The organism is Nonomuraea gerenzanensis (assembly GCF_020215645.1).
Classification (GTDB): domain Bacteria; phylum Actinomycetota; class Actinomycetes; order Streptosporangiales; family Streptosporangiaceae; genus Nonomuraea; species Nonomuraea gerenzanensis.
Genome location: NZ_CP084058.1, coordinates 5,381,988 through 5,404,764 on the forward strand (window position 1 = coordinate 5,381,988; position 22,777 = coordinate 5,404,764).

Here is a 22,777-nt window from a genome sequence, read left to right on the forward strand (position 1 = left end):
CGATCATCCTTCTCCGATCAGAACCTTCTTCAGGTCGGGATCGACCGTGGCCAGGAAGTTCTCCACGTTCTCCCGATCCCCGGAGAAGCGTGTGGACGCCGTGGCGGCCACCTTCCCCAGTGTCCGGCGGTCGGCCTGGTCATCGACGCTGCCGTTCTCCTTCAGCCAGAGCAGGAAGGCCCGCATCGCCCGCGGGTTCCCGTTGATCTGCACGTGTGGCCGCAGCCGCCCTTCCTCGTCGACGATGAGCGGGTCGGTGGGACGTTTGAAGACCACCGGCGCATCCTGCGAGGTGTAGCCATGTGCGATGAGCCCGGCGGCGATCTCGTAGAGGGTCGCGCGTGCCTGGTCCAGCTCCTGCCGGTTGACGTCCGGCATCCGCAGCTCAGGCTCCATCGCGGCTGCCACGCCGTCCTTGAGCCCCCAGCTGAGGACCATCCAGCCCGCTGCTGCGGGTAGCCCTCCCGCAGCGGGGAGGAACAACATTCCTGTGTCCATCCCCTTGTCCAGCGCCTGGCCGAAGCGGTCGACCTCCTCCCGGTCCCTGAGATCCGCGGTGCCACGGACGGCCTTCATCGCGGCGAACTGCATACCCGCCACCGTGCCCAGCCGGGCGAAGACCTGCTCGATCGCCGTCTGCCGCTGCAGCCTGTCCGGGGGTGGGAAGGCCAGCAGATGCCGGTCCGCCCGCACGCCCGCCTCGAAGAGCCGCTGCGTGAGCGAGGCCATGCCTCGGTTGAACGGCTCCATGTGGGCATCGGTGTCTGCGAACGTCTTCATGAACTGATAGCTGTCAGCCAGAGAAAGCCGGAACATCGGCGTCGTTCCGACGAGTTTGTCGTCGAAGCCGCCCAACCGACTCGGGTGTTGCGAGTCGGGGTCCAGAAAAGCGGCGCTCGCCGCGAACTCCGTCGCATAAGCCCCCGCAATCTCCGCAAAATACCTCCGCACCACCTCATTCCTCACCAGCCCAGGCCCCTCCGTGATCACCCGAAACGCAAACCCGGCAGCCTCCACCCCATGCGCCCCATCCACCTCGTCATAAACCCCAGAAGCAGCCGCCAACACCCGCCCAAAAGCATCACTGGCCTCCAAATCCCCCGCCACCAGCACACTCAACCCCGCAAGATCCTCAACCACAGCCCGAGCCGCAACCGCATCACGCGACAGAGCACTCAGAAACCGCCCAGCCACATCCGCCCGCCCACCCCCACCCCCCAAATGCCGCCGAGCCACCACAGTCAGCCACTGCGTAGGAAATCCCCCCGCACTCACCAACCACGACAACGCCCCCGCATCCACCGACCCCCCACCCCGCTCCACATCCCCCATCACCTTCGAAAACCGCGAATCCCCAGGAACAGCGATCGAAGCAGCAGCGAACATCCGGCTGAAACCCCCCAGGATCCGCTTCTCCTCCACCCGCATCGGGATCCCGGCCGCAGCGGGCCCGAACAGGGAAAGGAGGTCCTTGGGCAAAGCCATGGTCCCGCCCGTCCCCAGCTCCCCGAAGAAGGCCGCCGCGAAGTCCGGATCGTCCTTGTGCGCCAGGATGCGCAACAGCAGCTCCCGGAAACGCGGCACCGCGTCGTTCGGCCGCGGGCTGGTCATGCCGAGCTTGGCCGCCAGCACGTGCTGCCGGTAGAGCACGCCCATGGCCGCGCCTTCGCGCCGTGACTCCTGCGGTGTGGCGTACGGCATCGTCGCCTCGTCGTAGGTCACGATGCCCGGATCCCAGCCCGGCACCCGCTCGCGGATGGTGGCGTTGCGGGCCCGCAGTCTCGGCACCTGGCCGCGCGTCCAGCGCTCGATCTCCACGAACGGGGCCAGCGTCAGCGTGCCGGTGCCCAGGCGCGTCAGCTCGGCCCTGATGGCCTGGGTCTGCTCGGCGAGGTCCGCGCAGGCCCGGTCCATGGCGGCGACGAAGCGGTCCATGCGCGCGGGGTCTATCCCCGACACCTCGGGCTTCCACGGGCCATATGGATGAGCCACGCGTCGCTACCTCCTCGACCTGGAGACGGGTGGCCTGGGCCGGACCGCACGAGGCACCAACTTTCCCACAGGCACACCGGCCGCACGCCGCCTTATGACTGTTTGGACGGTGTCCCTGGGGTCGCCGCAGTCACCTGGGGGCCGTGAGAGATGAGAGCCGGGATGAGCGCGATCGACGAGGTCACGGCGGCGGCCTATCGGGTCCCCGCCGAGTGTCCGGAGGGGGACGGTACCCTCGCCTGGGAGGCGACCACGATGGTGGTGGTCACCGTGCGGGCGGCGGGTGTCGCGGGGACGGGCTGGACGTACGCGCCGGCCGCCGCGGCCACGTTCGTCACGGACACCCTCGCCGGCACGCTGACCGGCGCGGACGCCGACGCCGTCCCCGCGCTGCACGCCGCCATGACGCGGCAGGTGCGCAACGCGGGCCGGCCCGGTGTCGCCGGGTACGCCGTCTCGGCCGTGGACGTGGCCCTGTGGGATCTGAAGGCCCGCCTGATCGGGGTGCCGCTGACCCGGTTGTGGGGCCTGGCCCGGGAGGAGGTGCCGCTGTACGGCTCGGGCGGCTTCACCACCTACGCCGACGCCGCCACCGTCGACCAGCTCACGCACTGGGTGCACGAGCAGGGCATCGGCCGCGTCAAGATCAAGATCGGGGAGTCGTCCGGCGGCCGGCCCGACCGCGACCTGCACCGGGTGGCGCTGGCCCGCCGCGCCATCGGCCAGGACGCCGAGCTGTACGTGGACGCCAACGGCGGCTACACCGCCAAGCAGGCCGTCCGTGTCGCCGGCCGGATGCGCGAGCACGGCGTCACCTGGTTCGAGGAGCCGGTCTCCTCCGACGACCTGGCCGGGCTGCGCCTCGTCCGTGAGCGCTGCGACGCCGACGTCGCGGCCGGTCACCATCTGCAGGTGTCCGCGCACTGCGCCCCGAACCTGCACCTCCCGGCCGCGGCGGCCACGATCGGCCTGCGGCACCTCGAATGGTTCCACGACCACCAGCGGATCGAGGCGGAGCTGTTCGACGGCGCCGCCGATCCCGGCGGCGGCGTGGCCCGGCCCTGTGCGGACGCGCCCGGTCACGGCCTGACTCTGCGCACCGCCGCGGCCGAGCGTTACCGCGTCGCCTGATCCGAGGGGCGATCCGCGTCGTGTCCGTAGATCCACGCCATGGCCCCGGGCGACAGCCCGCCCGCCCCGTCGCTGAGCTGGGCGTCGCGGTCCCGCTGCGCGGGCCCGTCGGGGAGATGGAACCGCGCCTTGTTCGCGGTGGACAGGGCGTGCACCCGCGCCGTACGGGGAACGCGCGCCGCCTCGTACCGCCGCAAGGCCGCGCTGACCCCGGAACCGGGGTCGGCGAGGCAGGCGGCGAGCGTGGCCGCGTCCTCGATGGCCATCGCCGCGCCCTGCGCCATGAACGGCAACATCGCGTGGCAGGCGTCGCCCAGCAGGGTCACCCGGCCGGAGGACCAGTGCCGCAGCGGCGCGCGGTCGAACAGCGCCCACAGGTACGTCTCGTCCACCGCCTCCATGATCGCCCTGACCTGCGGATGCCAGCCCTCGAACGCGGCCGGCGCGTCGGCGACGTCGCGCCGGTCGGTCCAGGACTCCCGCGTCCAGGTGTCCTGCTCGGTGATCGCCACGAAGTTCACCAGCCGCCCGCCGGCCACGAAGTAGTGCACGAAGTGGCCGCCGGGCCCCATCCACAGCTGTGTCGTGGTCTCCAGTTCCAGCGCCCGCAGCCGTTCGGCCGGCACCAGGCCCCGGTAGGCGACGCAGCCGGTGAAGCGCGGGTGCTCCGGCCCGAACAGCAGGCCGCGGGTGGGGGAGTGGATGCCGTCCGCGCCCACCAGCACGTCGGCCTCGACGCGTACGCCGTTCGCGAAGCGCGCCTCGACGCGATCCCCGTGGTCGGCCAGCGCGGCGAACCGGTGCCCCAGGTGGATCCGGCCGGCGGGTAAGCGGGTGGCGAGGGCGGCGAGCAGGTCGGCGCGGTGCATCAGGTAGTGGGGGAAGCCGAAGGCGTCCTCCAGCGGGCCGGCGAGGGGGGAGCGGGCCAGGGTGCGGCCGTCGTCCCAGCGCCGCTGGTGCAGGGCCACCGGTTTGACACCCGTCCTGGCCAGTTCCTCCGACAGGCCGAGCCCGTGCAGGACGCGGGACGCGTTCGGGCTGATCTGCACGCCGGCGCCGACCTCGCTCAGCTCGGCGGCCTGCTCGTACACGTGCGCGTCGATGCCGTGGCGCAGCAGCGACAGGGCGGCGGTGAGCCCGCCGATCCCGCCGCCGACGATGGTGACCGAGGTTCGTGCGCCGCGGCTGCCGTACGCGGTCATGGTTCGGCTCCTGCCTGTCCGGGTGTATGCCATGAGGGGTCTCAGGAATGAGTCTCACTCGTTAGCCGCGGGGAGCGCGCCGTCGGTTAGCCTCTCCCGCATGGTGATCGCCTCGATCCCGAGCCCGGCGGAAGCGGCCTGGGACATCGGTTTCATCCCGATCAGGGCCTACGCGTTGTGCCACATCCTCGGGATCGTCGTCGGCGCCTGGCTGAGCGAGCGCCGCTGGCGCGCCCGCGGTGGCGAGCCGGGCACGATGTACGACATCGCGGTCCCCGCGGTGATCTTCGGCCTGATCGGCGGCCGGCTCTACCACGTCATCGTCGACTGGCAGACCTACTTCGGCCCGCGCGCGGTCAAGGAGCCCGTCCAGGCGCTGTTCATCTGGGAGGGCGGGCTCGGCATCTGGGGCGCGGTCGCGCTCGGCGGCGTCGGAGTGTGGCTGGCCTGCCGCCGCCGGGGGCTGTCCCTGGGCGCGGTGGCCGACACGGTCGCGCCCGGCATCGCGTTCGGGCAGGCGATCGCCCGCTGGGGCAACTGGTTCAACCAGGAGCTGTACGGCAGCCCGACCACCCTGCCGTGGGGCCTGGAGATCGACCAGGCGCACGGCGGTGAGCCGGGCGTGCTCTACCACCCGACGTTCCTGTACGAGTCGCTGTGGGACGCGGCGCTCGGCTTCGCGCTCATCCTGATCGGCCGGCGGTTCGTGCTGCACCACGGACGGCTGTTCGCCGTGTACGTCGCCGGTTACACCTTCGGGCGGTTCTGGATCGAGGGGCTGCGGATCGACCCGGTCGGCGGGGTGGACCACGCGGTGCTGCTGCTGGGGCTGCGGATCAACCAGTGGACCTCGATCGTGCTGTTCGCCGGGGCGCTGGTCTACCTGTGGGTCACCCGGGCCAAGGACACCGAGGAGGTCGTGACGGCCCGGACGGGCTGACGCGTGAGAACGCCCCCGACCGCGTACCGCAGCAGAGGCGTCCTCAGGGGTGGGCAATCGAATCCCCTGCTCTCACCCCTACCCTCAGCGTCCGCTATGTATGCATTTGTCCGTTTTGTGTCATTCCTGCGTGCGGAGCGTCAGGTAGCAGACCAGCGCGCCCACCGCGAGCACGGGCACCCCGATCAGGATCGGCGCCGTCAGCCCCCACTCGGCCGCGACGAACCCGCCCGCCAGCGCCCCCACGGGCCCGGCGCTCATCACGATCGTCATCGACGCGCTGCTGACCCGGCCGAGCAGTTCGGGTGGCGTCAGCCGCTGGCGCAACGTCCTGGCCGCGACCGTCCACACCCCGAACGCGGCACTCGTGGCCCCCAGCCCCACCGCCGCCACGGGGACGGAGGTGGTCAGCGCGAGCATCAGCTGTCCCGCCGCGGCGCAGAGCAGGCAGCCCGCCAGCGCCGCCGCCGTCCCGATCCGGCGCGTGACGCGGGCGGCGAGGAACCCGCCGGCCAGCCCGCCGACGGCGCCCACCCCCAGCAGCATGCCGTACCCCCACCCGGGCAGCGCCAGCACCTGGCCGACGTAGAGCACGAAGATGGGGAACCAGGCACTGTCCATCAGCGCGAACAGCCCGCCCAGCGCGACCAGGGCGCGCAGCCGCCGATGGCGCACCAGCCAGCGCAGGCCCGCTCCCGTCTCCGCCCAGATCCGCCTCTTCTCCCCGGCGGGCACGGGCTTGGCCGCGAAGACGTTCGGCAGGCTGAAGATCAGGGCCGCAGCCAGCGCCAGCGTGCTGCCGTTGAGCGCGAACGGCAGCACCATCGCCACCCCGAACAGGTAGCCGCCGATCGGCGGCCCCACCAGCTCGTTGCCCGCCACCTCGGCGTTGACCAGGCCGCCGTTGGCGCGATCGAGATCGGCGTCCTTGACCAGCGGCGGCAGCAGCGTGGCCGTCGCGGTGTCGCGCAGCGTCTCCCCGACCCCGCACATGAACGCCACCGCGTACACCAGCACGATGTTCGCCACGTCCAGAGCGAGCGCGGTCACGAGGACGGCCAGCAGCAGCACCCGGGTGGCGTCCACGAGCACCGTCAGGCGACGCTGGTCGTAACGGTCGACGACGGCCCCCGCGAACAGGCCGAACAGCAGCCACGGGCTCTGCCCGGCGAGGGCCACCCCGGCCACCACGACCGGATCGCGGCTCAGGGCGGCCGCCAGCAGCGGCAGGGCCGCCATCCGGATCCCGTCACCGAGGTTGGACAGGGCCGTCGCCAGCCACAGGCGGTGATAGGCGGGCCCTAAGGACGTCGAGGCCATGGTCGACAATCATGCCGCGCTCGCCGTCCCCGGGGCCACCGTGCCCGGACGGGCAGGCTCAGAACGCGTTCACGCTGTCGATCCAGAGCTCCCGGTTCACGGTCTGCAGGTAGAACTCGACGCGGATCTGCTTCGGTGAGGTGCCGGAGGTGTCCATCGCGCAGGTCACCAGCCGCCATTCCGAGGTGGCCGTGAACCTGGCGGACACCGCGCGGTTCGCGCTCAGGTCCCAGATCGTCAGCGACCCCTTCACCGGCTGCTGCGAGCCGGACCTGACCCAGGCGAAGCAGGAGACGCTCGGGGGCGGCCCGGAGACGGTGAAGTCCTGGGCGACGGAGCCCTCCGCCTGGCTCGTGCTCATGACGAGGACGGCGTCGCCGGATCTGGCGTCGCCCGTGCCCCAGATCTTGTACTGCACGGAGCCCGCCTGGTTCATCCGCGCCCAGGGGGCGATGTCGGGGGCCTCGAAGCTTGGATTGCGCAGGTACGACAACGTTCCTCCTCCTCGCTCTCGCCGTCTCGGCGGCAAGGACAGCGTGCGGCAGGAGGCCGTCGGCCGCATCGGGGGCGGGCTCCGAGAAAACCCTAGGCCCGGCACGCCAGGGGCGCGCCGGGCCTGATGGTCGGCAGGCTCAGGAGGTCGCGGAGGTCTCCACCGCCGGCGACTCCTCGCGAGCGTCCTGACCGGCGGCGGGGGCCGGGGCGGCGGGCCTGCGCAGGACGGTGAGCGCCACCACGAACGCCGCCACCAGCAGCCCGGCCGAGATGGCGAACGCGAGCCGGTACCCGCCGGTGAGCGCGGCGGCCTCACCGGCCCCGGCGGCCAGCAGCTCGCCGGTGCGCGAGGCGGCCATCGTGGACAGCACCGCCACGCCGATGGCCATGCCCACCTGCTGCGTGGTGTTGAACAGCCCGGAGGCCAGGCCCGCGTCGCTGTCCCGGGCGCCGGACATGCCCAGCGTGGCCAGCGCCGGCAGCACCAGGCCGCCACCGGAGATCAGCAGCATCGGGGGAAGCAGATGGGTGAGGTAACCGGCGTCCACCGTGACCCGGGTGAGCAGCAGCATCGCCGCCACCAGCAGCGCCAGACCGCCGATCAGCACCGTACGGGCGCCGAAGCGGGCGCTGAGCCGGGCGGAGACGAACAGCGAGATCGCGCCGATGCCCACTGCGGCGGGCAGCATCGCCAGGCCGGTCTCCAGGGCGCCGTAACCCAGCACCCGCTGCATGTAGAGCGCGACCAGCACCTGGAAGGCGAACATGCCCGACAGGCTCAGCATCTGCGCGAGGTTGGCGCCGGCCACGTTGCGCGAGCGCAGGATCCGCAGCGGCATCAGCGGGGCCTTGGCGGTGGCCTGCCGCGCCACGAAGGCGCCGAGCAGAGCGATCGAGAGCGCGCCCAGCCCGAGGGTGTGGGCGGCGAGCCAGCCGTGCTCCTCGACCTTGACGACCGTGTAGATGCCCAGCATCAGCCCGGAGGTGACCAGCAGGGCGCCGATCACGTCGGCGCCGGCGGACAGGCCGATCCCGCGGTCTGCGGGCAGCGCCGGCAGCGCGAGCAGCATGGTGACCAGCCCGATCGGCACGTTGATGAAGAAGATCCACGGCCAGCTCAGCCCGTCGGTGAGCACGCCGCCGACCACCTGGCCGATGGACGCGCCCGCCGCACCCGTGAAGCTGAAGATCGCGATCGCCTTGCCGCGTTCGGCCGGCTCCGTGAACAGCGTCACCAGGATGCCCAGCACCACGGCGGAGGCCAGCGCACTGCCCACCCCTTGCAGGAAGCGGGCGGCGATCAACAGGCCGGCCTCGGTGGCCGCGCCCGCCAGCACGGAGGCGAACGTGAAGATCGCGTTCCCGGCCAGGAACAGCGTCCGCCGCCCGACCAGGTCGCCCAGCCGGCCCGCCAGCAGCAGCAGGCCGCCGAAGGGGATCAGGTAGGCGTTGACGATCCAGCTCAGCCCGGCGGCCGAGAAGCCCAGATCCCGCTGGATGGCCGGCATCGCCACCGTCACGATGCTGCCGTCCAGGATCGTCATCAGTCCCGTCGCGGACAGCACGCCGAGTGCGGTCCAGCGCGAGTTGAGCACATTGGACATGGTCTCTCCCGTCTCAGTTCGACAAGAGAGACCGTAGCAGATAGTTCCGTAACAGACGATCCCTTGTGGACCTATTTTGTGCGCTCGCGTGCCCTGCGGGCCTGCTGCGGGCTCTCGGCCGGGGTCGCGAGATGGCCGCTGACCAGCCGGTTCAGGGCGCGGACCAGCACCTCGCGCTCGTCGTCCGGGAGCGTTTCGAGCGCCGCCCGGTGCACGCCGTCCACGATCTGCTGGCTGCGCCTGGCGACCTCCGCGCCCGCCTCGGTGACCGCGATGATCCGGGCCCGCCGGTCGGTGCTGGACGGGCGGCGCTCGGCGTACCCGGCCTTCTCCAGGGCGTCCACGGTCACCACCATCGTGGTCTTGTCCATGTCGCCCAGCTCGGCGAGCTGGATCTGGGTGCGTTCCTCCTCCAGGGCGTGCACCAGCACGCAGTGCATGCGCGCCGTCAGCCCGATCTCGGCCAGTGCCGCCGACATCTGGGTGCGCAGCACATGGCCGGTGTGGTCGAGCAGGAAGGACAGGTCTGTTTCTGTACGCGCGGGAGCCATCGCTGTCATGCTCACCAGCCTACCCAACCATCCCGCCGCAGATTATCTGCGAACAAACGATGGGCCGGGTCGCCTCAGCCCAGGAGCCGGTGGCACGCGGCGTTGCGCACCTGGAACTCCCGCACGTGCGCGGGGAACATCGCATCACACCTCAGGCCCAGCAGCGACGTGCTCTGGCCGCGCCCGGACGGCGCGGGCGCGTGCTGGGAGGGGCCGCTGGCCGCGCGCTTCGACCGCTCGCCCGCCCTGGGCGGCCGGCGCTCGCCCGCGGTGCCCGCCGGCCGCCGTGGCGGCACGACCGCGCGGCGGCCGGCCGGCTCCTCGGCGCGCACCCGGTCGCTCACCACCCCCGCCTGCTCCGGGATGCGGATGCCGCCCTCGTCGTCGCGGGCCGCCGCCCTGGCCCGGGGGGAGACCGCCGGTGCCGGAACGGCCGAGGCGCCCGGCTTGCGCCACAGCTGAGCGGCCGCGAGGCTCTCGTCGGTGGCGGCGTCCTGCTGGGAGTTCGCGGCCTGCGGTGCGGCGCTCTGCGGGACGGTGGACGTGGACGTCTCCGGCCCCGCCCCGCTCACGGCCACCACCGTGGCGATGGCGGCGGCGGTCCCGCCCGCCAGCAGCAGGGCCTTCGCGGACTTCCGTCCACGGACCCGGCTCATCTTCTTGCGCATGTCCTGCCCCCCGACGTGCTCGATCGTTACGCGTCGGGAGCGTAGCGGCGGCCCGCGGACGCGGCTGCGGACTTTGAGCTCCCGTAGGCCAACCCTGGACGTTCACCGGACGACGGCCTCGCCGCCCCGCCCGCCATGCGGGTGCGGCGGGGCCGGGACCGGTACCGTCCCCACCATCGGGACCATCACGTCGGCCGCGAGCTGATCCGACCCTCGGGAGCACCGACCATGACCGCCGAACCGATCTTCCGCCGCGCCGCCCGCCCGCCGGCCGCGGCCCCGAACGTGCTGGCCGTCGTCCTGGACGACACCGGCTTCGCCCAGCTCGGCTGCTTCGGCTCCGACCTGGCCACCCCCGCCGTCGACCGGCTGGCCGCAGGCGGCCTGCGCTACAACCGCTTCCACGTCACCGCCCTGTGCTCGCCGTCGCGGGCCTCGTTCCTCACCGGGCGCAACCACCACGCCGTCGGCATGGGCTTCCTCGCCGACCTCCCCCTCAGCCATCACGGGTACACCGCCCGCATCCCGCGCTCGGCGGCCACCCTGCCGCGGATCCTGCGAGATCACGGCTACTCCACCCTGGCCGTGGGCAAGTGGCACCTCACGCCCCGCTACGAACGCTCCGCCGCGGGCCCGTTCACCCACTGGCCGCTCGGCCTCGGCTTCGAGCGCTACTACGGCTTCCTCCAGGGCGACACCAACCACTACGCGCCCAACCTCGTCCAGGACAACCACTACCTCGACCCGCCCGCCACCCCCGAGGAGGGCTACCACCTCACCGAGGACCTGATCGACCGCGCCATCGCCTACCTCGACGACCAGCGCCACGCCGCCCCGGGCAAACCCTTCTTCCTGTACGTCGGCCTCGGCGCCACGCACTCCCCGCACCACGTGCGCCCCGAGTGGGCCGAACCCTACCGGGGCCGCTTCGACCAGGGCTGGGACGCCTGGCGGGAGGAGATCTTCCGGCGGCAGAGCGAGCTGGGCGTCGTCCCGCCCGGCACAGTCCTGACCCCTCGCCCGCCCTACGTACCGGCCTGGGCCGACCTCACCGCCGACCGGCGCCGCATGTACGCCCGCCAGCAGGAGGTCTTCGCCGGCTTCCTGAGCCACGCCGACGCCCAGCTCGGCCGCCTGCTCGGCCACCTGGAGGAGACCGGGCGGCTGGACGACACGATCGTCGTGCTGTTCTCCGACAACGGGGCCAGCGCGGAAGGCGGCCTCGACGGCAGCGTCAACGAGCACCGCTTCTCCGCAGGCGCCCGCGAGTCGACGGCGGACAACCTCGCCCACTACGACGACTGGGGCGGCCCACGCACCTACAACCACTACGCGTGGGGCTGGGCCTGGGCCGGGAACACCCCGTTCCGCCTGTGGAAGCGCTACACCTGGCTCGGCGGCACCCGCACCCCGCTCATCGTCCACTGGCCCCGCGGGATCCAGGCCCGCGGCGCGATCCGCGACCAGATCGTGCACGTCAACGACCTGTTCCCGACGCTGCTCGACGCCCTGGGCATCGAGGCGCCGGCCGTCGTGGACGGGATCGAGCAGCAGCGGATCGACGGCGCCAGCTTCCGCGCCTGCTTCGACGACGCCGGGGCCCCGGCGCCGCGCGACACGCAGTACTTCGAGATGCTGGGCTCGCGCTCCCTCATCCACGGCCGCTGGAAGACCACCACCGACCACGTCTCCAAGGGCGTGCTGGACGAGGAGGAGCTGCTGTCCGGCAGCCGGGACTTCGACGGGGACCACTGGGCGCTGTTCGACCTGTCCGCGGACTTCGCCGAAGCCACCGACATGGCCGCGGATCACCCCGAGGTCGTCGCCGAGCTGCGGCGGCTGTGGGACGGGGAGGCCGAGCGCAACCACGTCCTGCCGCTCTTCGACGGCCTCCTCGACCGCATCGGCTCCCTGATCGGCCCGGCCTGGCCCGCCGGTGACGACCGCACCTTCCGCCCCGGCGCCTCGCCCGTCTGCGACGAGTCCCTGCCTCTGCTCTTCGGTGGCTTCCACATCACCGCCGACGTCGAGGTCCCCGAGGCGCCCGACGGCGTGCTGCTCGCCGTGGGGGACTGGCACGGCGGCTTCGCGCTCCACGTCGCCCAGGGGCGGCTGGCCTTCACCTTCGCCCGGCCCTGCGACGTGCTGGAGGTCGTCGCCGACCGTCCCGTCCCGCCAGGACGCCGGCTGCTGGGCGTCGCGCACACCGCCGGCGCCGGCGGGTGCGCCTTCCACCTGCTGTACGGGGACACCGTGGTGGGGAGCCTGGCCTTCGACGGGTTGCTGCCCGTCGTGCTCCAGCACGGCGGGGCCGGGCTGCGCCTGGGCTACGACGCCGGGCTGCCCGTGTCGGAGCGGTACACCGTACCGGGCACCTGGAACGGCGGGCTCTTCTCCGTCCGCGTGCGGACGCCGGGCTTCGGCAAGCCCGACCCCCTGGCCGAGGTCCGGGCGGCGCTGCACTCGGACTGAGCCGCGGCACGTGGCGCCGGGTCAGGCGTCCCAGGCGACCGGCAGGCTCTTGACGCCGTAGATGTCGGCGGCCTCCGGGCGCAGGGGGATCTGGTCGGCCGGTACGGCCAGGCGCAGCGTGGGGAAGCGGTCGAGCAGGGCGGGCAGGGCGACGCGCAGCTCGACGCGGGCGAGCTGCTGGCCCAGGCACTGGTGGATGCCGTGGCTGAAGGCCAGGTGGCCGCCGTCCTGCCGGTGGATGTCGAGGGCGTGGGGGTCGGTGAAGCGGTCGGGGTCGCGGTTGGCAGTGTTGAGGGAGATGATGACCGTGGTGCCGGCCGTGATCGTGTGGCCGGCCAGCTCGACGTCTTCGAGCGCGACCCGGAAGAACTGCTTGGCGACGGTCAGGTAGCGCAGCAGCTCTTCCACGGCCTGGTCGGTGAGTGACGGGTCGGTGCGCAGGGCGGCGAGCTGATCGGGGTTCCGCAGCAGGGCGAAGGTGCCCAGCGCCAGCATGTTGGCGGTGGTGTCGAACCCGGCCGACAGCAGGATCAGGGCCATGCCCTGCAGCTCCTCGTCGGTCAGGTCGCTGTCGGTCAGGTCGCTGAGCACGTCGTCGGTGGGGTCGGCGCGCTTGGCGGCGACCAGCCCGGCGAGGTACTGCTGGGTCGCGACGTAGGCGGCGCCCACCTCCTCGTCGCTGGCCTCGCCGCCGAGGAAGGTGTCGATGTTCTCCTGGAAGAAGCCGCGGTCCTCGTACGGCACGCCCAGCAGCTCGCAGATCACGACGGCGGGGATGGGCTTGGCGAAGGCGGTCACCAGGTCGGCCGTCGGCCCGGCCTTCTCCATGGCGTCCAGGTGCTCGGCGGTGATCTGCTCGACCCGCTCGGTGAGCAGCCGCATCCGGCGGACGGTGAACTTGCCGACCAGCGGTTTGCGGTAGCGGCCGTGCTGCGGCTCGTCCATCAGCAGGAACTCACCGGGCGGTGCGGGAGGCACCTCGATGTCGCCGTAGTCGACGGTCGGGTGGTGCTTCATGAGCTCCCGGCGGGAGCTGAAGCGCGGGTCGGCCAGGATCGAGCGGGCCAGGTCGTAGCCGGTGACGATCCAGCCCTGGTGGCCGTCGGGGAAGGGGAAGCGGCTGATCGGGCCGTGCTCACGCGCCTCGATCAGCTCCTTGGGCGGGTCGAAGGGGCAGCCGGGCTGACGGCTGGTGGGCATCGAGGGGAGGGTGTGGGTCATGAGGGCTCCTCAGGAGATCTTGCGGCGGTAGGTGTTCATGGCGAAGGCGTAGGCGACGACGAGGATGCCGGCGCACCAGCCCAGGGCGACCCAGATGTCGTTGCCGACCGGCTGCTCGGCGAACAGGGCGCGGATGGCGTTGACGATGGAGGTCACCGGCTGGTGGTCGGCGAAGACGCGCAGCGGGGTGGGCATGGTGTCGGTGGGCACGAAGGCGGAGCTGAGGAAGGGCAGGAAGATGAGCGGGTAGGAGAACGCGCTCGCCCCCTCCATGGTCTTGGCCGACAGGCCGGGGATGACGGCGATCCAGGTCAGCGCCAGGGTGAACAGGACCAGGATGCCCGCCACCGACAGCCACGCCAGCACTCCGGCCCCCGAGCGGAAGCCCATGAGCAGCGCCACGAGCATCACGACCACGAGCGAGACCAGGTTGGCGACCAGCGAGGTCAGCACGTGCGCCCACAACACCGACGAGCGTGCGGTCGGCATCGACTGGAAGCGCTCGAAGATGCCGCCCTGCATGTCCATGAACAGCCGGTAGGCGGTGTAGGCGATGCCGGAGGCGACCGTGATGAGCAGGATGCCGGGCAGCATGTAGTTCACGTACGACGTGCCCGACCCGGTGCTGATGGCGCCGCCGAACACGTAGACGAACATCAGCATCATGGCGATCGGCATGATCGCGGTCGTGATGATGGTGTCGGGGCTGCGGGTGATGTGGCGCAGGGACCGCCCGAGCAGGACGGTGGTGTCGCCGAGGAAGTGCTTGCTCATGATGGGGGTTCCTTAGGCTTTCGTGCCGACGAGGGAGAGGAAGACGTCCTCGAGGGTGGGCTGCTTCTCGACGTACTCGACCTTGGCGGGCGGCAGCAGCCGCTTGAGCTCGTCCAGGGTGCCGTTGACGAGGATCCGGCCCTCGTGCAGGATCGCGATCCGGTCGGCGAGTTGCTCGGCCTCGTCCAGGTACTGGGTGGTGAGCAGCACCGTGGTGCCGCCCTGGGCGAGCTCGCGGACGGCCTGCCAGACCTCGATGCGGGCCTGCGGGTCCAGGCCGGTGGTGGGCTCGTCGAGGAAGATGACCGGCGGATCGCCGATCAGGCTCATCGCGATGTCCAGGCGGCGGCGCATGCCACCGGAGTAGGTGCCCACCTTGCGCCCGCCCGCCTCTGTCAGCGAGAAGCGGCGCAGGAGATCGTCGGCGACCTTGCCGGGGTCCTTGAGGTGGCGCAGGCGGGCGACCAGCACGAGGTTCTCGCGGCCGGTGAGGATCTCGTCCACGGCGGCGAACTGGCCGGTGAGGCTGATCGACTCGCGCACGTCGGCGGCCCGGGTGGTGACGTCGTGGCCGTTCACGCGGGCGGTGCCGGCGTCCGGTCTGAGCAGGGTGGACAGGATCTTGATGGCGGTGGTCTTGCCGGCGCCGTTGGAGCCGAGCAGCGCGAAGATGCTGCCGCGCGTCACCTCGAAGTCCACGCCGCGCAGCACGTGCAGGTCCTTGTAGGACTTGTGCAGGCCGTGCACCTGGATCGCGGGGGCTTGCTGGGTCGTCGTCACTTCGTCCTGTCCTCTCCGGCGGCGCGCTCGACGGCGCTGGTGAAACGGTCGCGTTCGCGTCTGCGGTACTGACCGAGGGGGTAGTTGGCCATGAACGTCTCGACGAACTCGATGGGGTCGTCGCCGAAGACGGCGCGGATCGGGATCCCGTCGGCCGCGCTCTGCTCGAACAGGTCGGCCAGGTCCTCGTACATCGCCATCGCGCCGGCGCCGTCGGCGGGCCCGAAGTGCATCAGATACCGCTCCAGCGCCTCCACCGCGATGCGATAGTTCTCAGGCAGCCCCTTGACGCGCGCCTTGTACTGCCGCCAGCGCTTCTTGTCCTCCAGCGGCCCGAGGACGAGCTCCAGGTACTGCAGGTAGCGGCTCTTGGACTCATTGGACTCCGCGGTCAAGACTGCGGCCCTCCCTTGCGAAGTTGTTCGATGCGTTCGGCGAGGAAGCTCCAGGTCCGCCAGAACTCCTCCAGGTACTCGCGGCCCTGGGCGTTGAGTGAGTACACCTTGCGCGGCGGCCCCTTCTCCGACGGGACCTTCTCCACGTCGACCAGGCCACGCTGCTCGACCCGGACCAGCAGCGCGTAGATGGTGCCTTCGGCGATGTCGGAGAAGCCCTGGTCGCGCAGCCAGGCTGTGATCTCGTAGCCGTAGGCGGGCCGAACGGCCAGGATCGCCAGGACGATGCCCTCCAGCGTGCCCTTCAGCATCTCCGTCACGAGCTTGCCCATGGAACACCCCCCTTCCAGCTACCTAGCGATGTTGATTACCGGTACAAAGTAACACCGACTACCGGTACTTAGCAACACCGAATAGAAGTAACGAGGGTCATCTCCCGCACGGTCGGCGAGCGGGCTCCGCGACGCTGCCGTGGTCCTTCGCGTGCGCAACCTTGATGAAGCCGATGGTTCCCGCTTGCCCTCCTCCGAGCAGGAGAAGCATCGATCCGAACAGTCCGAAGAGGGGGAGCACCCATGGGACAGCACATCAAGGGACCGATGGTCCTGCGCATCTCCGAGGCCGAGATCGTCGAGAGCCAGCTCTCGGAGGACGACCTGAGGGCACTGAGCGACAAGGGCCAGGGATCCGCCAGCCCGGCCAGGATCAGATGTCCCGTCCTGTACTGCGCCGCCATGTACGACTCCGAGCAGCTGCGCTGAGACCTCCGTTGAACACCACACGGACCCACCTGCTGAACAGCGACGAGGCCCGCCGGGAGGCGGAGGAGATCCTCGCCGGCGACCGCCCGTTCGGCGACTGCGACTACATCCGTCAGCGCACCCGCATCCACTACCGCCACCGCCTGCTCCTGCTCAAGGAGCACTCCAAGGGCGCGCACCTGCTGTTCACCGCCCAGGAGGACACCTCCGACGGCCGGCACCATCAGGTGCTGGGCGATCCGGCGGTCCGGGTGGCGATCGACACCTGGCTGGGCGCCGTGCTGGGCGGGCGTGAGCTGCCCTGGCCCGAGGAGGAGCTGGACGCCGTCCTGGAGACCGCCGCCGCGCGGAGCGCTCGCGCGGACGTCCCGCCGCTGGCCGAGGGGGCGGCGGACCTGGTGAGACTGCACGAGGCCGCCTGGCCGTGGGTGTGGACGGAGCCCCGGGCGGAGGTTGATCCGCTGGGAGAGTTCTTCCGCCGCGTCTTCGCCGAGAGTCTTCCCGGGCTCACCCTGGCGAGCCCCGACGCGCCCGCGCGCGAGACGCTCCTCCGGGGAGCGGCACTGCTGCACGAGCTCTGTCCCAGGCTCGCGCGCAGCGCGCTGAGCCACGTGCATGTGATCGTCGTCGCGGGCAAGGAGTCGTCGCCCGGCTTCGCGTCGCTCACGCATCCGCGCATCCCCGGGGCGATGTTCCTGTCGACGGCCGTGCTGGGCGATGCGTGGCAGGCAGCCGAGTATCTCCTGCACGAGGCGATGCACGTCAAGTTCACCGATCTCGAGCACACCCACTCCCTGCTGGGCGAACACTACGACGCGGAGACCTCGCCGCTGATCCGCCCGCACTGGAACAGGGCCCGGCCCCAGGCGGACGACGGCTGGCCGATCGATCGTGCGCTCACCGTGAGCCACGTCTACACCAGCCTGGCGCTGTTCCACTCCACGGTGGCCGCACGGCACGCGGAGCTGGCCGACCGGTACGGCCCGATCACCGGAGCGGACCCCGCCAGGCAGGCAAGACGGTCCTTCGACCGGGCCCAGTACCTCATCCAGCGCCTCGGCGGCCGGACGGAGCAGCTCGGAACCGGTGGCCGGCTCTTCCTGCGCTGGCTGCACGGGATCAACCAGGCGTTCGACCCGTCACCCGCACCGGAGGGCACTTACGTGCACCTCGTGCTCGACCTCTACGAACGCGAAGCGGACACGATCCGCAGAGCACTGACCAGGCCCGGAGCCCCACACGCCGATGAGGACGCCGCCTCGCTGCGCAGCGCCGCGAGGCACGAGATCGGCAGCTGCCTCGCCGTCCTCGCGGGAGAGCCGGCCGGTCGGAGCCGCGAGCTGCGGGACCAGGACGGAGTGCTCGCGGAGCTCGAATCCCGCCAGGCGTCCTTCCACGACAGCGCCGAGGCGTTCCTGCGGACCAGGGAGGTCGTGCTGCGGGCCCTGAGCCCCATGCCCGGCAGGCGGGAGGAGGCGTCGGCCGAGCTGGTCCGGGCGATGGTCGAGGAGTCGGGCCGCCGCCTGGGCGCCCTGCTCGAACGCTGATCGCGGGGTGGCGGGGCCGCCGCGGCCCCGCCGCCCGGCAACCGCAGACGTCAAGGAGCGCAGGCGATGCCTGACGAGGATGAGAGGGCACCGCGGAGTGCCGACAGATCACAGGACCCGATCGTGGACAGGCTCCGGCCCGATCCGGCGCGGGCTCCCGCGGCGGTCCTGCGCATGACCGGCTTTCTCGGCGACAGCGACCGGCCGGGCCACCGGCGGCTGTACTTCACGCGCGAGCTCGACTACTACGCGGAGTTCCGCACCGGCGACGTCGTCGACCTGGCCGCCGTCGGCCGCGAGGAGGAGCCGTTCCCCGGTGAGGAGGCCACCCGGGTTTCCCTGCGCCGCGACGCGATGGTGGAGTTCACCAGAACCCGGACGGCCCGCGCTCTCGACGAGTTCGACCTCGACGTCCGGATCGGCCGGCCGAGGAGCGGCGGGTGCGTCCCGGGCCTGACCGACTCCCGCGAGCACGGCTGTCCCGAGCCGACAGCGGCGGGCGGCGGGGACTGCGTGACACCCGGCACCTGCGCGCCGACCTGCGAGACCTGCGTGACCAACTGCGGATCCTGCTACGAGACCTGCCTCAGCCCCACCAACTGCGGAAGCTGCGTGACCTGCGATCCCTGGTGCGGTGACGACCGGTGAGCGCGGTCACGTCCGAGCCGGCGCCGGGGTGTGACGCCGCCTGGCGCAGCGTGCTCGACCCCGGCCGCCAGGCGTCGGCCCTGCGTGTCGCCCGGGATGTCGCCGCGCGGGTGACCGACCCGGGACGCGTGGCGATGGCGCTCGCCGCGTCCGTCGAACAGACCCCCTCGCCGAGGACGCCGGCCCGCAAGCCGTACGCGGTGGCGGACGGCGACGCGGGCCTCGCGGTGACCTGTGCCTATCTGGACGCCTGCCTGCCCGGCGAAGGCTGGGACGCGGTGGGCCACGAGTTCCTCGCTGCGGCCGTGGCGGGCGCGGACTCGGCGCCGGTGGGCCTGTTCGGTGGGTTGAGCGGGCTGGCGTTCGCCACAGTGTCGCTCAGCCGGGACGGCGCGCGGTACCGGCGGTTGCTCGCCGCGCTGGACGACGCGCTGGCGCCCCGGGCGGCGGCGGTCGGCGCCCTGCTCAGCGGGATCGCCGAGCCGGGGCCCGTGAGCACGTTCGACCTGATCTCCGGAGCCGCAGGATTGGGCGCCTACCTGCTGACGCACGACCCGCACGGGCTTCTTCCGCGGATTCTCGGCGGGCTCGTGACGCTCGCCAGGCAGCAGGAGCCGCCCGCCTGGATGACGCCCTCCCACCTGCTGGGCGACCGGACGATGGCGCGACTCCACCCGCACGGAGTGCTCGACTGCGGTCTGGCCCACGGGATCCCCGGCCCGCTCACCGTGTTGTCGCTCGCCCTGCGGGCGGGCGTCGAGGTGCCGGGCCAGGCGGAGGCCATCAGACGGATCAGCGACTGGCTGGTCCTCCACCGGGTCCGCGACGGCGGGGAAACGGGCTGGCCCGCGATCGTGGCGCTGACGAACGACGGCGGGGCCGGCCCGCCCGCCTCGTCCCGCACCGCGTGGTGCTACGGAACGCCCGGGGTCGCGCGCGCCCTGTGGCTGGCGGCACAGGCGCTGGACGACGAGGACCTGGGTGAGCTGGCGCTGCACGCCATGGACGCCGTCCTGCGCCGGCCGGTGCGGCTGCGCGGGATCGCCTCGCCGACGTTCTGCCACGGGGTCAGCGGCCTGCTGCACGTCGTGCTCCGTTTCGCCGACGACACCGGCCTGTTCCGGGAAGCAGTGGCCGGCCTCGTGGACGAGCTGCTCGCCGCCTACCAGCCGAATCGGCCGCTCGCGTACGCCTCGCTGGAGCCGGAGGGCCACCGCGTGGACCGGGCCGGGATCCTGGACGGCGCGGCGGGCGTCGCCCTGGTGCTGCTGGCCGCCGCCACCGGCGTCGAACCGACCTGGGATCGGCTCTTCCTCCTCTCATGACTCGCGCGGACCGGAGCCTGTACACCCCGATGGACTGGGCGCTCGTACGCGCCCCGCTGCTACCGGCCGGCGCCGCGGCGACGGCGGGCGCGCCGGCGGATCCCGGCTGCCTGCTGCCGGGCGCCCCGGCGGTGGTGGCGGCCCTCCAGGTGGCGAGCACCGACCTGGCCGCCGCCCTGGCTCGGACGGCGCCCGGCCATCCCAAGGCCGACCGGATCGGCCGCAAACTGCTGCGTTACCTCATTCGCATGAGCACGCGGCCGACCCCGTTCGGCCTCTTCGCCGGCGTCGCTCTGACGCAGTGGGGACACTGCACCGATCTGGCCCTGGCCAAGGAGCCACCACGCACCCGCACCCGCCCGGACCTGGGCTGGCTGACGGACCTGGTCGCGCGCCTGGAGGCCGATCCCGGGGTCCGTGCCGGCCTGCGCCTGGTCGCGGATCGATCCGTGCTGGTCCGGGCGGGGCGGGCGTTCGCGGCGGGCGGCACCGGCCGTACGGCCTCCGTGCGTGCCACCTCGGCGGTACGGCGCGCGCTGGCCCTCGCCCGTGAGCCCGTCTCCCGCGCGCAGATCGTCGAAGCGCTGACCACGCTGCCCGGCGCCACCCCGGAGAAGGCGGACCGGCTGGTCGAGGAGCTGGTCCGGCACGGGCTCCTGCACCACGACCTGTGGCCGCCGCCCACCCGTGACCCCCTCGGGCACGTGCGGGAGCGGCTCGCCGGCCACCCCGTCGCGGCCGGCCTCGCCGGGCTGCGCCAGGCGCTGAGGCAGTGGGACGCCCGCCCGCTGGACGACCGGGCCCGGACGTGGCCAGGCCTGCTCGACCGGGTCAGCACGCTCGCCGCCGCCTCCGACCCGCGCAACCTCCTCCAGACGGACCTCGCGCTCCCGCTGTCCGGCAGCGGTCTGAGCAGGCGCATCGGCGCCGAGGCGGCCGTGGCCGCCGAACTGCTGCTGCGGCTGAGCCCGTACCCCACAGGGCCGCCCCGCCTCGACGCCTACCGCCGGGCGTTCGAGAGCCGCTACGGCGCGCATCGGGAGGTTCCGTTGCTGGAGCTGGTGGATCCCGACTTCGGACTGGGCAGCCCGACGGACAGCGGCGGCACGAGCCCCGAGCGGGCCGCCCGCCACCGGCTGCTGTCCGACCTCGCCGCCAACGCCTGGCGTGACCGGCTGTCCACCGTCGAGCTCGACGACCACCTGCTGGGCCGCCTGCAGACCTGGACGCCGGAGGCCGCGCTCGCCCCGCCGTCCCTGGATGTCGCGGTGCTGGTGGCGGCGTCCTGCGCGGAGGCCGTGGACCAGGGCGACTTCCTGCTCGTCGTGGGGCCGAACCTCGGCGCGAACGCGGCCGGCCGAACCCTCGGACGGTTCGCCGATCTGCTGGGGCCTCCGGCGGACGCCGCGCTGGCGCGGGTGGCGGAGTCCGACCGCCGGCATGCGCCGGGCCGCCTGCTCGCCGAGGTGGTCTACACGCCGGAGCGAGCCCGTTCCGGCAACGTCGCCGTCCGCCGGTGCGCTCACCGCCACGAGATCCGCCTCGGTCCCGCCACCGGGATCTCGCAGGAGTGGCTCGTACCGGTCGACGAGCTCGTCGTGGGGCTGCGCGACGGCCTGTTCATCGTGCGGTGGCCCGCCCGTGACGTGGAGGTCGTCGCAACGCAGTGCCACATGCTCAACCCGGCGCACGCGCCCCCCGCGGCGCGCTTCCTGCTGGACGTCGCCCGCGACGGCCGGTGCGTGTTCAGCACCTTCGACTGGGGACCGGCGGCCGGCCTCGCGTTCCTGCCGCGGATCCAGCGGGGCCGCGTCGTCCTCTCCCTGGCCCGCTGGCGCGTCGATCCGGCGGCCCTGCGCGATGCGCGCGGCCTGGCCGCCTGGCGGGAGACGCACGGAGTGCCCCGCCACGTGTACCTGGCCGGCGGCGACAACCGGCTGCTGCTCGACCTGGACGACGCCGACCAGGCCGAACTGCTGCGCATGGAACCGCCGGGGCGGCCCGTCCTGCTCCAGGAGGCCCTGCCCCATCCCGGGCACGCCTGGCTGCCCGGCCCCGACGGGGCCCACCTCAGCGAGGTGGTGGTGCCACTGACGCTGCGGCGGCGGCGACCGGCCGCGCCGGCGCGCCGGCGCCCCGGCGCCGTGCCTGACCGGGCGCGCATCCGGCCGCCCGGCAGTGACTGGCTCTACCTCAAGCTGTACGGCCCCCGCCGGTTCGAGGACGAGCTGATCGTCGAGGCGCTGAGCCCCTTCGGGCAGTTCGTCACCGGGGCGGAGCTGGCCGACGGCTGGTTCTTCCTGCGCTACCGCGATCCCGACCCGCACCTGCGCGTCCGCTTCCACGGCGAGCCTGCCACGCTGCTGGGCCCGCTCCTGCGCCACGTCTGCGACTGGGCGGCGGACCTGGTCTCGGCGGGCACCTGCAGGACGTTCGCGTTCGACACCTACGAGCGCGAGATCGAGCGGTACGGCGGCGTGGACGCCATGCCGGCCGCCGAGGGTGTCTTCCTCGCCGACAGCCCGGCCGCCGCCGGCCTGCTCACCCTGTCCAGAAGCCGCGGATTCCCCTACGACCCGATCACCGTGGCCGCGCTCAGCGTGGACGACCTGCTCGACGGCCTCGGACTCGACGTCGAGCAGCGCACGCGCTTCTACCGCGACGGCGTCTCTCCGTCACCTGAGGGCGGCCTGGAATATCGCAGGCGCTCCCGGGAGCTGCGGCGGCTTCTGCGCGATCCGGGTCCGCCGGGCACGACGGCGCACGACCGGGCACTGGCGTCCCTGCTGGCCGCCCGCCGCCGGGCGCTGCCGGCCACCCGCCCTGCACCCGAGGTGTGCCGCAGCCATGTCCACCTGCACTGCAACCGCCTGCTCGGCGCCGGTCACGAGGCCGAGCACCGCGTGCTGGAGCTGCTGCGCCGCACCCGCGAAGGTCTCACGCGCGGATGA

20 protein-coding genes are annotated in these 22,777 nt (G+C 72.4%); 8 read left to right on the plus strand and 12 right to left on the minus strand.

Annotated features, from left to right (window positions below):
• Nucleotides 1-3 precede the first annotated feature (3 nt).
• Nucleotides 4-1,935: a hypothetical protein gene (locus tag LCN96_RS25245; protein WP_225275359.1), complete on the minus strand. Its 1,932-nt coding sequence runs from the start codon at nucleotides 1,933-1,935 to the stop codon at nucleotides 4-6.
• Nucleotides 1,936-2,154: 219 nt separating this feature from the next.
• Here LCN96_RS25245 and LCN96_RS25250 point away from each other — a divergent pair, with 219 nt between their 5' ends.
• On the plus strand, nucleotides 2,155-3,123 hold the full coding sequence (locus LCN96_RS25250) for an enolase C-terminal domain-like protein (RefSeq protein WP_225275360.1): 969 nt from the start codon (nucleotides 2,155-2,157) through the stop codon (nucleotides 3,121-3,123).
• Here the strand turns inward: LCN96_RS25250 and LCN96_RS25255 are convergent.
• The gene (locus LCN96_RS25255) at nucleotides 3,108-4,325 is read right to left on the minus strand and encodes an FAD-dependent monooxygenase (protein ID WP_225275361.1); all 1,218 of its coding nucleotides are present in this window, start codon (nucleotides 4,323-4,325) and stop codon (nucleotides 3,108-3,110) included. The genes LCN96_RS25250 and LCN96_RS25255 overlap by 16 nt on opposite strands.
• Before the next feature lie 100 nt (nucleotides 4,326-4,425).
• Here LCN96_RS25255 and lgt point away from each other — a divergent pair, with 100 nt between their 5' ends.
• A complete protein-coding gene (gene lgt / locus LCN96_RS25260; protein WP_225275362.1) occupies nucleotides 4,426-5,265 on the plus strand; it encodes a prolipoprotein diacylglyceryl transferase in 840 nt (279 codons plus the stop codon).
• A 120-nt stretch (nucleotides 5,266-5,385) separates the two neighbouring features.
• Here the strand turns inward: lgt and LCN96_RS25265 are convergent, their stop codons facing one another.
• The 5 genes from LCN96_RS25265 to LCN96_RS25285 form a co-directional block, all read right to left on the minus strand.
• Entirely contained in the window at nucleotides 5,386-6,585 is a 1,200-nt protein-coding gene (locus LCN96_RS25265; RefSeq protein WP_225275363.1) for an MFS transporter, read from the minus strand.
• A gap of 58 nt (nucleotides 6,586-6,643) precedes the next feature.
• The gene (locus LCN96_RS25270) at nucleotides 6,644-7,078 is read right to left on the minus strand and encodes a carbohydrate binding domain-containing protein (RefSeq protein ID WP_225275364.1); all 435 of its coding nucleotides are present in this window, start codon (nucleotides 7,076-7,078) and stop codon (nucleotides 6,644-6,646) included.
• A gap of 139 nt (nucleotides 7,079-7,217) precedes the next feature.
• A complete protein-coding gene (locus LCN96_RS25275) occupies nucleotides 7,218-8,684 on the minus strand; it encodes an MFS transporter (protein WP_225275365.1) in 1,467 nt (488 codons plus the stop codon).
• Between the two features lie 71 nt (nucleotides 8,685-8,755).
• Nucleotides 8,756-9,244: a MarR family winged helix-turn-helix transcriptional regulator gene (locus LCN96_RS25280; RefSeq protein ID WP_225275366.1), complete on the minus strand. Its 489-nt coding sequence runs from the start codon at nucleotides 9,242-9,244 to the stop codon at nucleotides 8,756-8,758.
• A 65-nt stretch (nucleotides 9,245-9,309) separates the two neighbouring features.
• Nucleotides 9,310-9,903 carry a hypothetical protein gene (locus LCN96_RS25285; protein WP_225275367.1) on the minus strand — a complete coding sequence of 198 codons (594 nt, stop codon included), beginning with the start codon at nucleotides 9,901-9,903 and terminating at the stop codon, nucleotides 9,310-9,312.
• Nucleotides 9,904-10,131: 228 nt separating this feature from the next.
• On the opposite strand from LCN96_RS25285, the gene LCN96_RS25290 reads away from it, so the two are divergent.
• Nucleotides 10,132-12,375, plus strand: coding sequence for an arylsulfatase (locus tag LCN96_RS25290; protein ID WP_225275368.1), 2,244 nt, complete (start codon nucleotides 10,132-10,134; stop codon nucleotides 12,373-12,375).
• A gap of 21 nt (nucleotides 12,376-12,396) precedes the next feature.
• Here LCN96_RS25290 and LCN96_RS25295 read toward each other — a convergent pair whose 3' ends face one another.
• From LCN96_RS25295 to LCN96_RS25315, 5 genes are read right to left on the minus strand one after another with little or no spacing between them, the layout of a single operon-like run.
• Entirely contained in the window at nucleotides 12,397-13,596 is a 1,200-nt protein-coding gene (locus tag LCN96_RS25295) for a cytochrome P450 (protein WP_225275369.1), read from the minus strand.
• A 9-nt stretch (nucleotides 13,597-13,605) separates the two neighbouring features.
• Nucleotides 13,606-14,370, minus strand: coding sequence for an ABC transporter permease (locus LCN96_RS25300; protein WP_225275370.1), 765 nt, complete (start codon nucleotides 14,368-14,370; stop codon nucleotides 13,606-13,608).
• A gap of 12 nt (nucleotides 14,371-14,382) precedes the next feature.
• Nucleotides 14,383-15,150, minus strand: a complete 768-nt coding sequence (locus LCN96_RS25305; protein ID WP_225275371.1) for an ABC transporter ATP-binding protein — start codon at nucleotides 15,148-15,150, stop codon at nucleotides 14,383-14,385.
• On the minus strand, nucleotides 15,147-15,545 hold the full coding sequence (locus LCN96_RS25310) for a DUF1048 domain-containing protein (RefSeq protein WP_225275372.1): 399 nt from the start codon (nucleotides 15,543-15,545) through the stop codon (nucleotides 15,147-15,149). The genes LCN96_RS25305 and LCN96_RS25310 overlap by 4 nt, the downstream gene beginning before the upstream one ends.
• The gene (locus tag LCN96_RS25315) at nucleotides 15,542-15,877 is read right to left on the minus strand and encodes a PadR family transcriptional regulator (protein ID WP_225275373.1); all 336 of its coding nucleotides are present in this window, start codon (nucleotides 15,875-15,877) and stop codon (nucleotides 15,542-15,544) included. The genes LCN96_RS25310 and LCN96_RS25315 overlap by 4 nt, the downstream gene beginning before the upstream one ends.
• A 243-nt stretch (nucleotides 15,878-16,120) precedes the next feature.
• Between LCN96_RS25315 and LCN96_RS25320 the strand changes: the two genes are divergently transcribed.
• The 5 genes from LCN96_RS25320 (at nucleotide 16,121) to LCN96_RS25340 (ending at nucleotide 22,777) form a co-directional block, all read left to right on the plus strand.
• Entirely contained in the window at nucleotides 16,121-16,306 is a 186-nt protein-coding gene (locus tag LCN96_RS25320; protein ID WP_225275374.1) for a hypothetical protein, read from the plus strand.
• Between the two features lie 8 nt (nucleotides 16,307-16,314).
• Nucleotides 16,315-17,853 carry an aKG-HExxH-type peptide beta-hydroxylase gene (locus LCN96_RS25325; RefSeq protein ID WP_225275375.1) on the plus strand — a complete coding sequence of 513 codons (1,539 nt, stop codon included), beginning with the start codon at nucleotides 16,315-16,317 and terminating at the stop codon, nucleotides 17,851-17,853.
• A 123-nt stretch (nucleotides 17,854-17,976) separates the two neighbouring features.
• A complete protein-coding gene (locus tag LCN96_RS25330; RefSeq protein ID WP_225275376.1) occupies nucleotides 17,977-18,501 on the plus strand; it encodes a hypothetical protein in 525 nt (174 codons plus the stop codon).
• Nucleotides 18,498-19,826: a lanthionine synthetase C family protein gene (locus tag LCN96_RS25335; protein ID WP_225275377.1), complete on the plus strand. Its 1,329-nt coding sequence runs from the start codon at nucleotides 18,498-18,500 to the stop codon at nucleotides 19,824-19,826. Before LCN96_RS25330 ends, LCN96_RS25335 begins: the two co-directional genes overlap by 4 nt.
• Nucleotides 19,823-22,777, plus strand: coding sequence for a lantibiotic dehydratase (locus LCN96_RS25340; protein ID WP_225275378.1), 2,955 nt, complete (start codon nucleotides 19,823-19,825; stop codon nucleotides 22,775-22,777). Before LCN96_RS25335 ends, LCN96_RS25340 begins: the two co-directional genes overlap by 4 nt.

Coding starts and splice junctions, on each gene's coding strand:
- LCN96_RS25245 (WP_225275359.1), bottom strand. CDS start 1,935: ATGGACCGCTTCGTCGCCGCCATGGACCGGGCCTGCGCGGACCTCGCC.
- LCN96_RS25250 (WP_225275360.1), top strand. CDS start 2,155: ATGAGCGCGATCGACGAGGTCACGGCGGCGGCCTATCGGGTCCCCGCC.
- LCN96_RS25255 (WP_225275361.1), bottom strand. CDS start 4,325: ATGACCGCGTACGGCAGCCGCGGCGCACGAACCTCGGTCACCATCGTC.
- lgt (WP_225275362.1), top strand. CDS start 4,426: ATGGTGATCGCCTCGATCCCGAGCCCGGCGGAAGCGGCCTGGGACATC.
- LCN96_RS25265 (WP_225275363.1), bottom strand. CDS start 6,585: ATGGCCTCGACGTCCTTAGGGCCCGCCTATCACCGCCTGTGGCTGGCG.
- LCN96_RS25275 (WP_225275365.1), bottom strand. CDS start 8,684: ATGTCCAATGTGCTCAACTCGCGCTGGACCGCACTCGGCGTGCTGTCC.
- LCN96_RS25280 (WP_225275366.1), bottom strand. CDS start 9,244: ATGACAGCGATGGCTCCCGCGCGTACAGAAACAGACCTGTCCTTCCTG.
- LCN96_RS25285 (WP_225275367.1), bottom strand. CDS start 9,903: ATGCGCAAGAAGATGAGCCGGGTCCGTGGACGGAAGTCCGCGAAGGCC.
- LCN96_RS25290 (WP_225275368.1), top strand. CDS start 10,132: ATGACCGCCGAACCGATCTTCCGCCGCGCCGCCCGCCCGCCGGCCGCG.
- LCN96_RS25295 (WP_225275369.1), bottom strand. CDS start 13,596: ATGACCCACACCCTCCCCTCGATGCCCACCAGCCGTCAGCCCGGCTGC.
- LCN96_RS25300 (WP_225275370.1), bottom strand. CDS start 14,370: ATGAGCAAGCACTTCCTCGGCGACACCACCGTCCTGCTCGGGCGGTCC.
- LCN96_RS25315 (WP_225275373.1), bottom strand. CDS start 15,877: ATGGGCAAGCTCGTGACGGAGATGCTGAAGGGCACGCTGGAGGGCATC.
- LCN96_RS25320 (WP_225275374.1), top strand. CDS start 16,121: ATGGGACAGCACATCAAGGGACCGATGGTCCTGCGCATCTCCGAGGCC.
- LCN96_RS25340 (WP_225275378.1), top strand. CDS start 19,823: ATGACTCGCGCGGACCGGAGCCTGTACACCCCGATGGACTGGGCGCTC.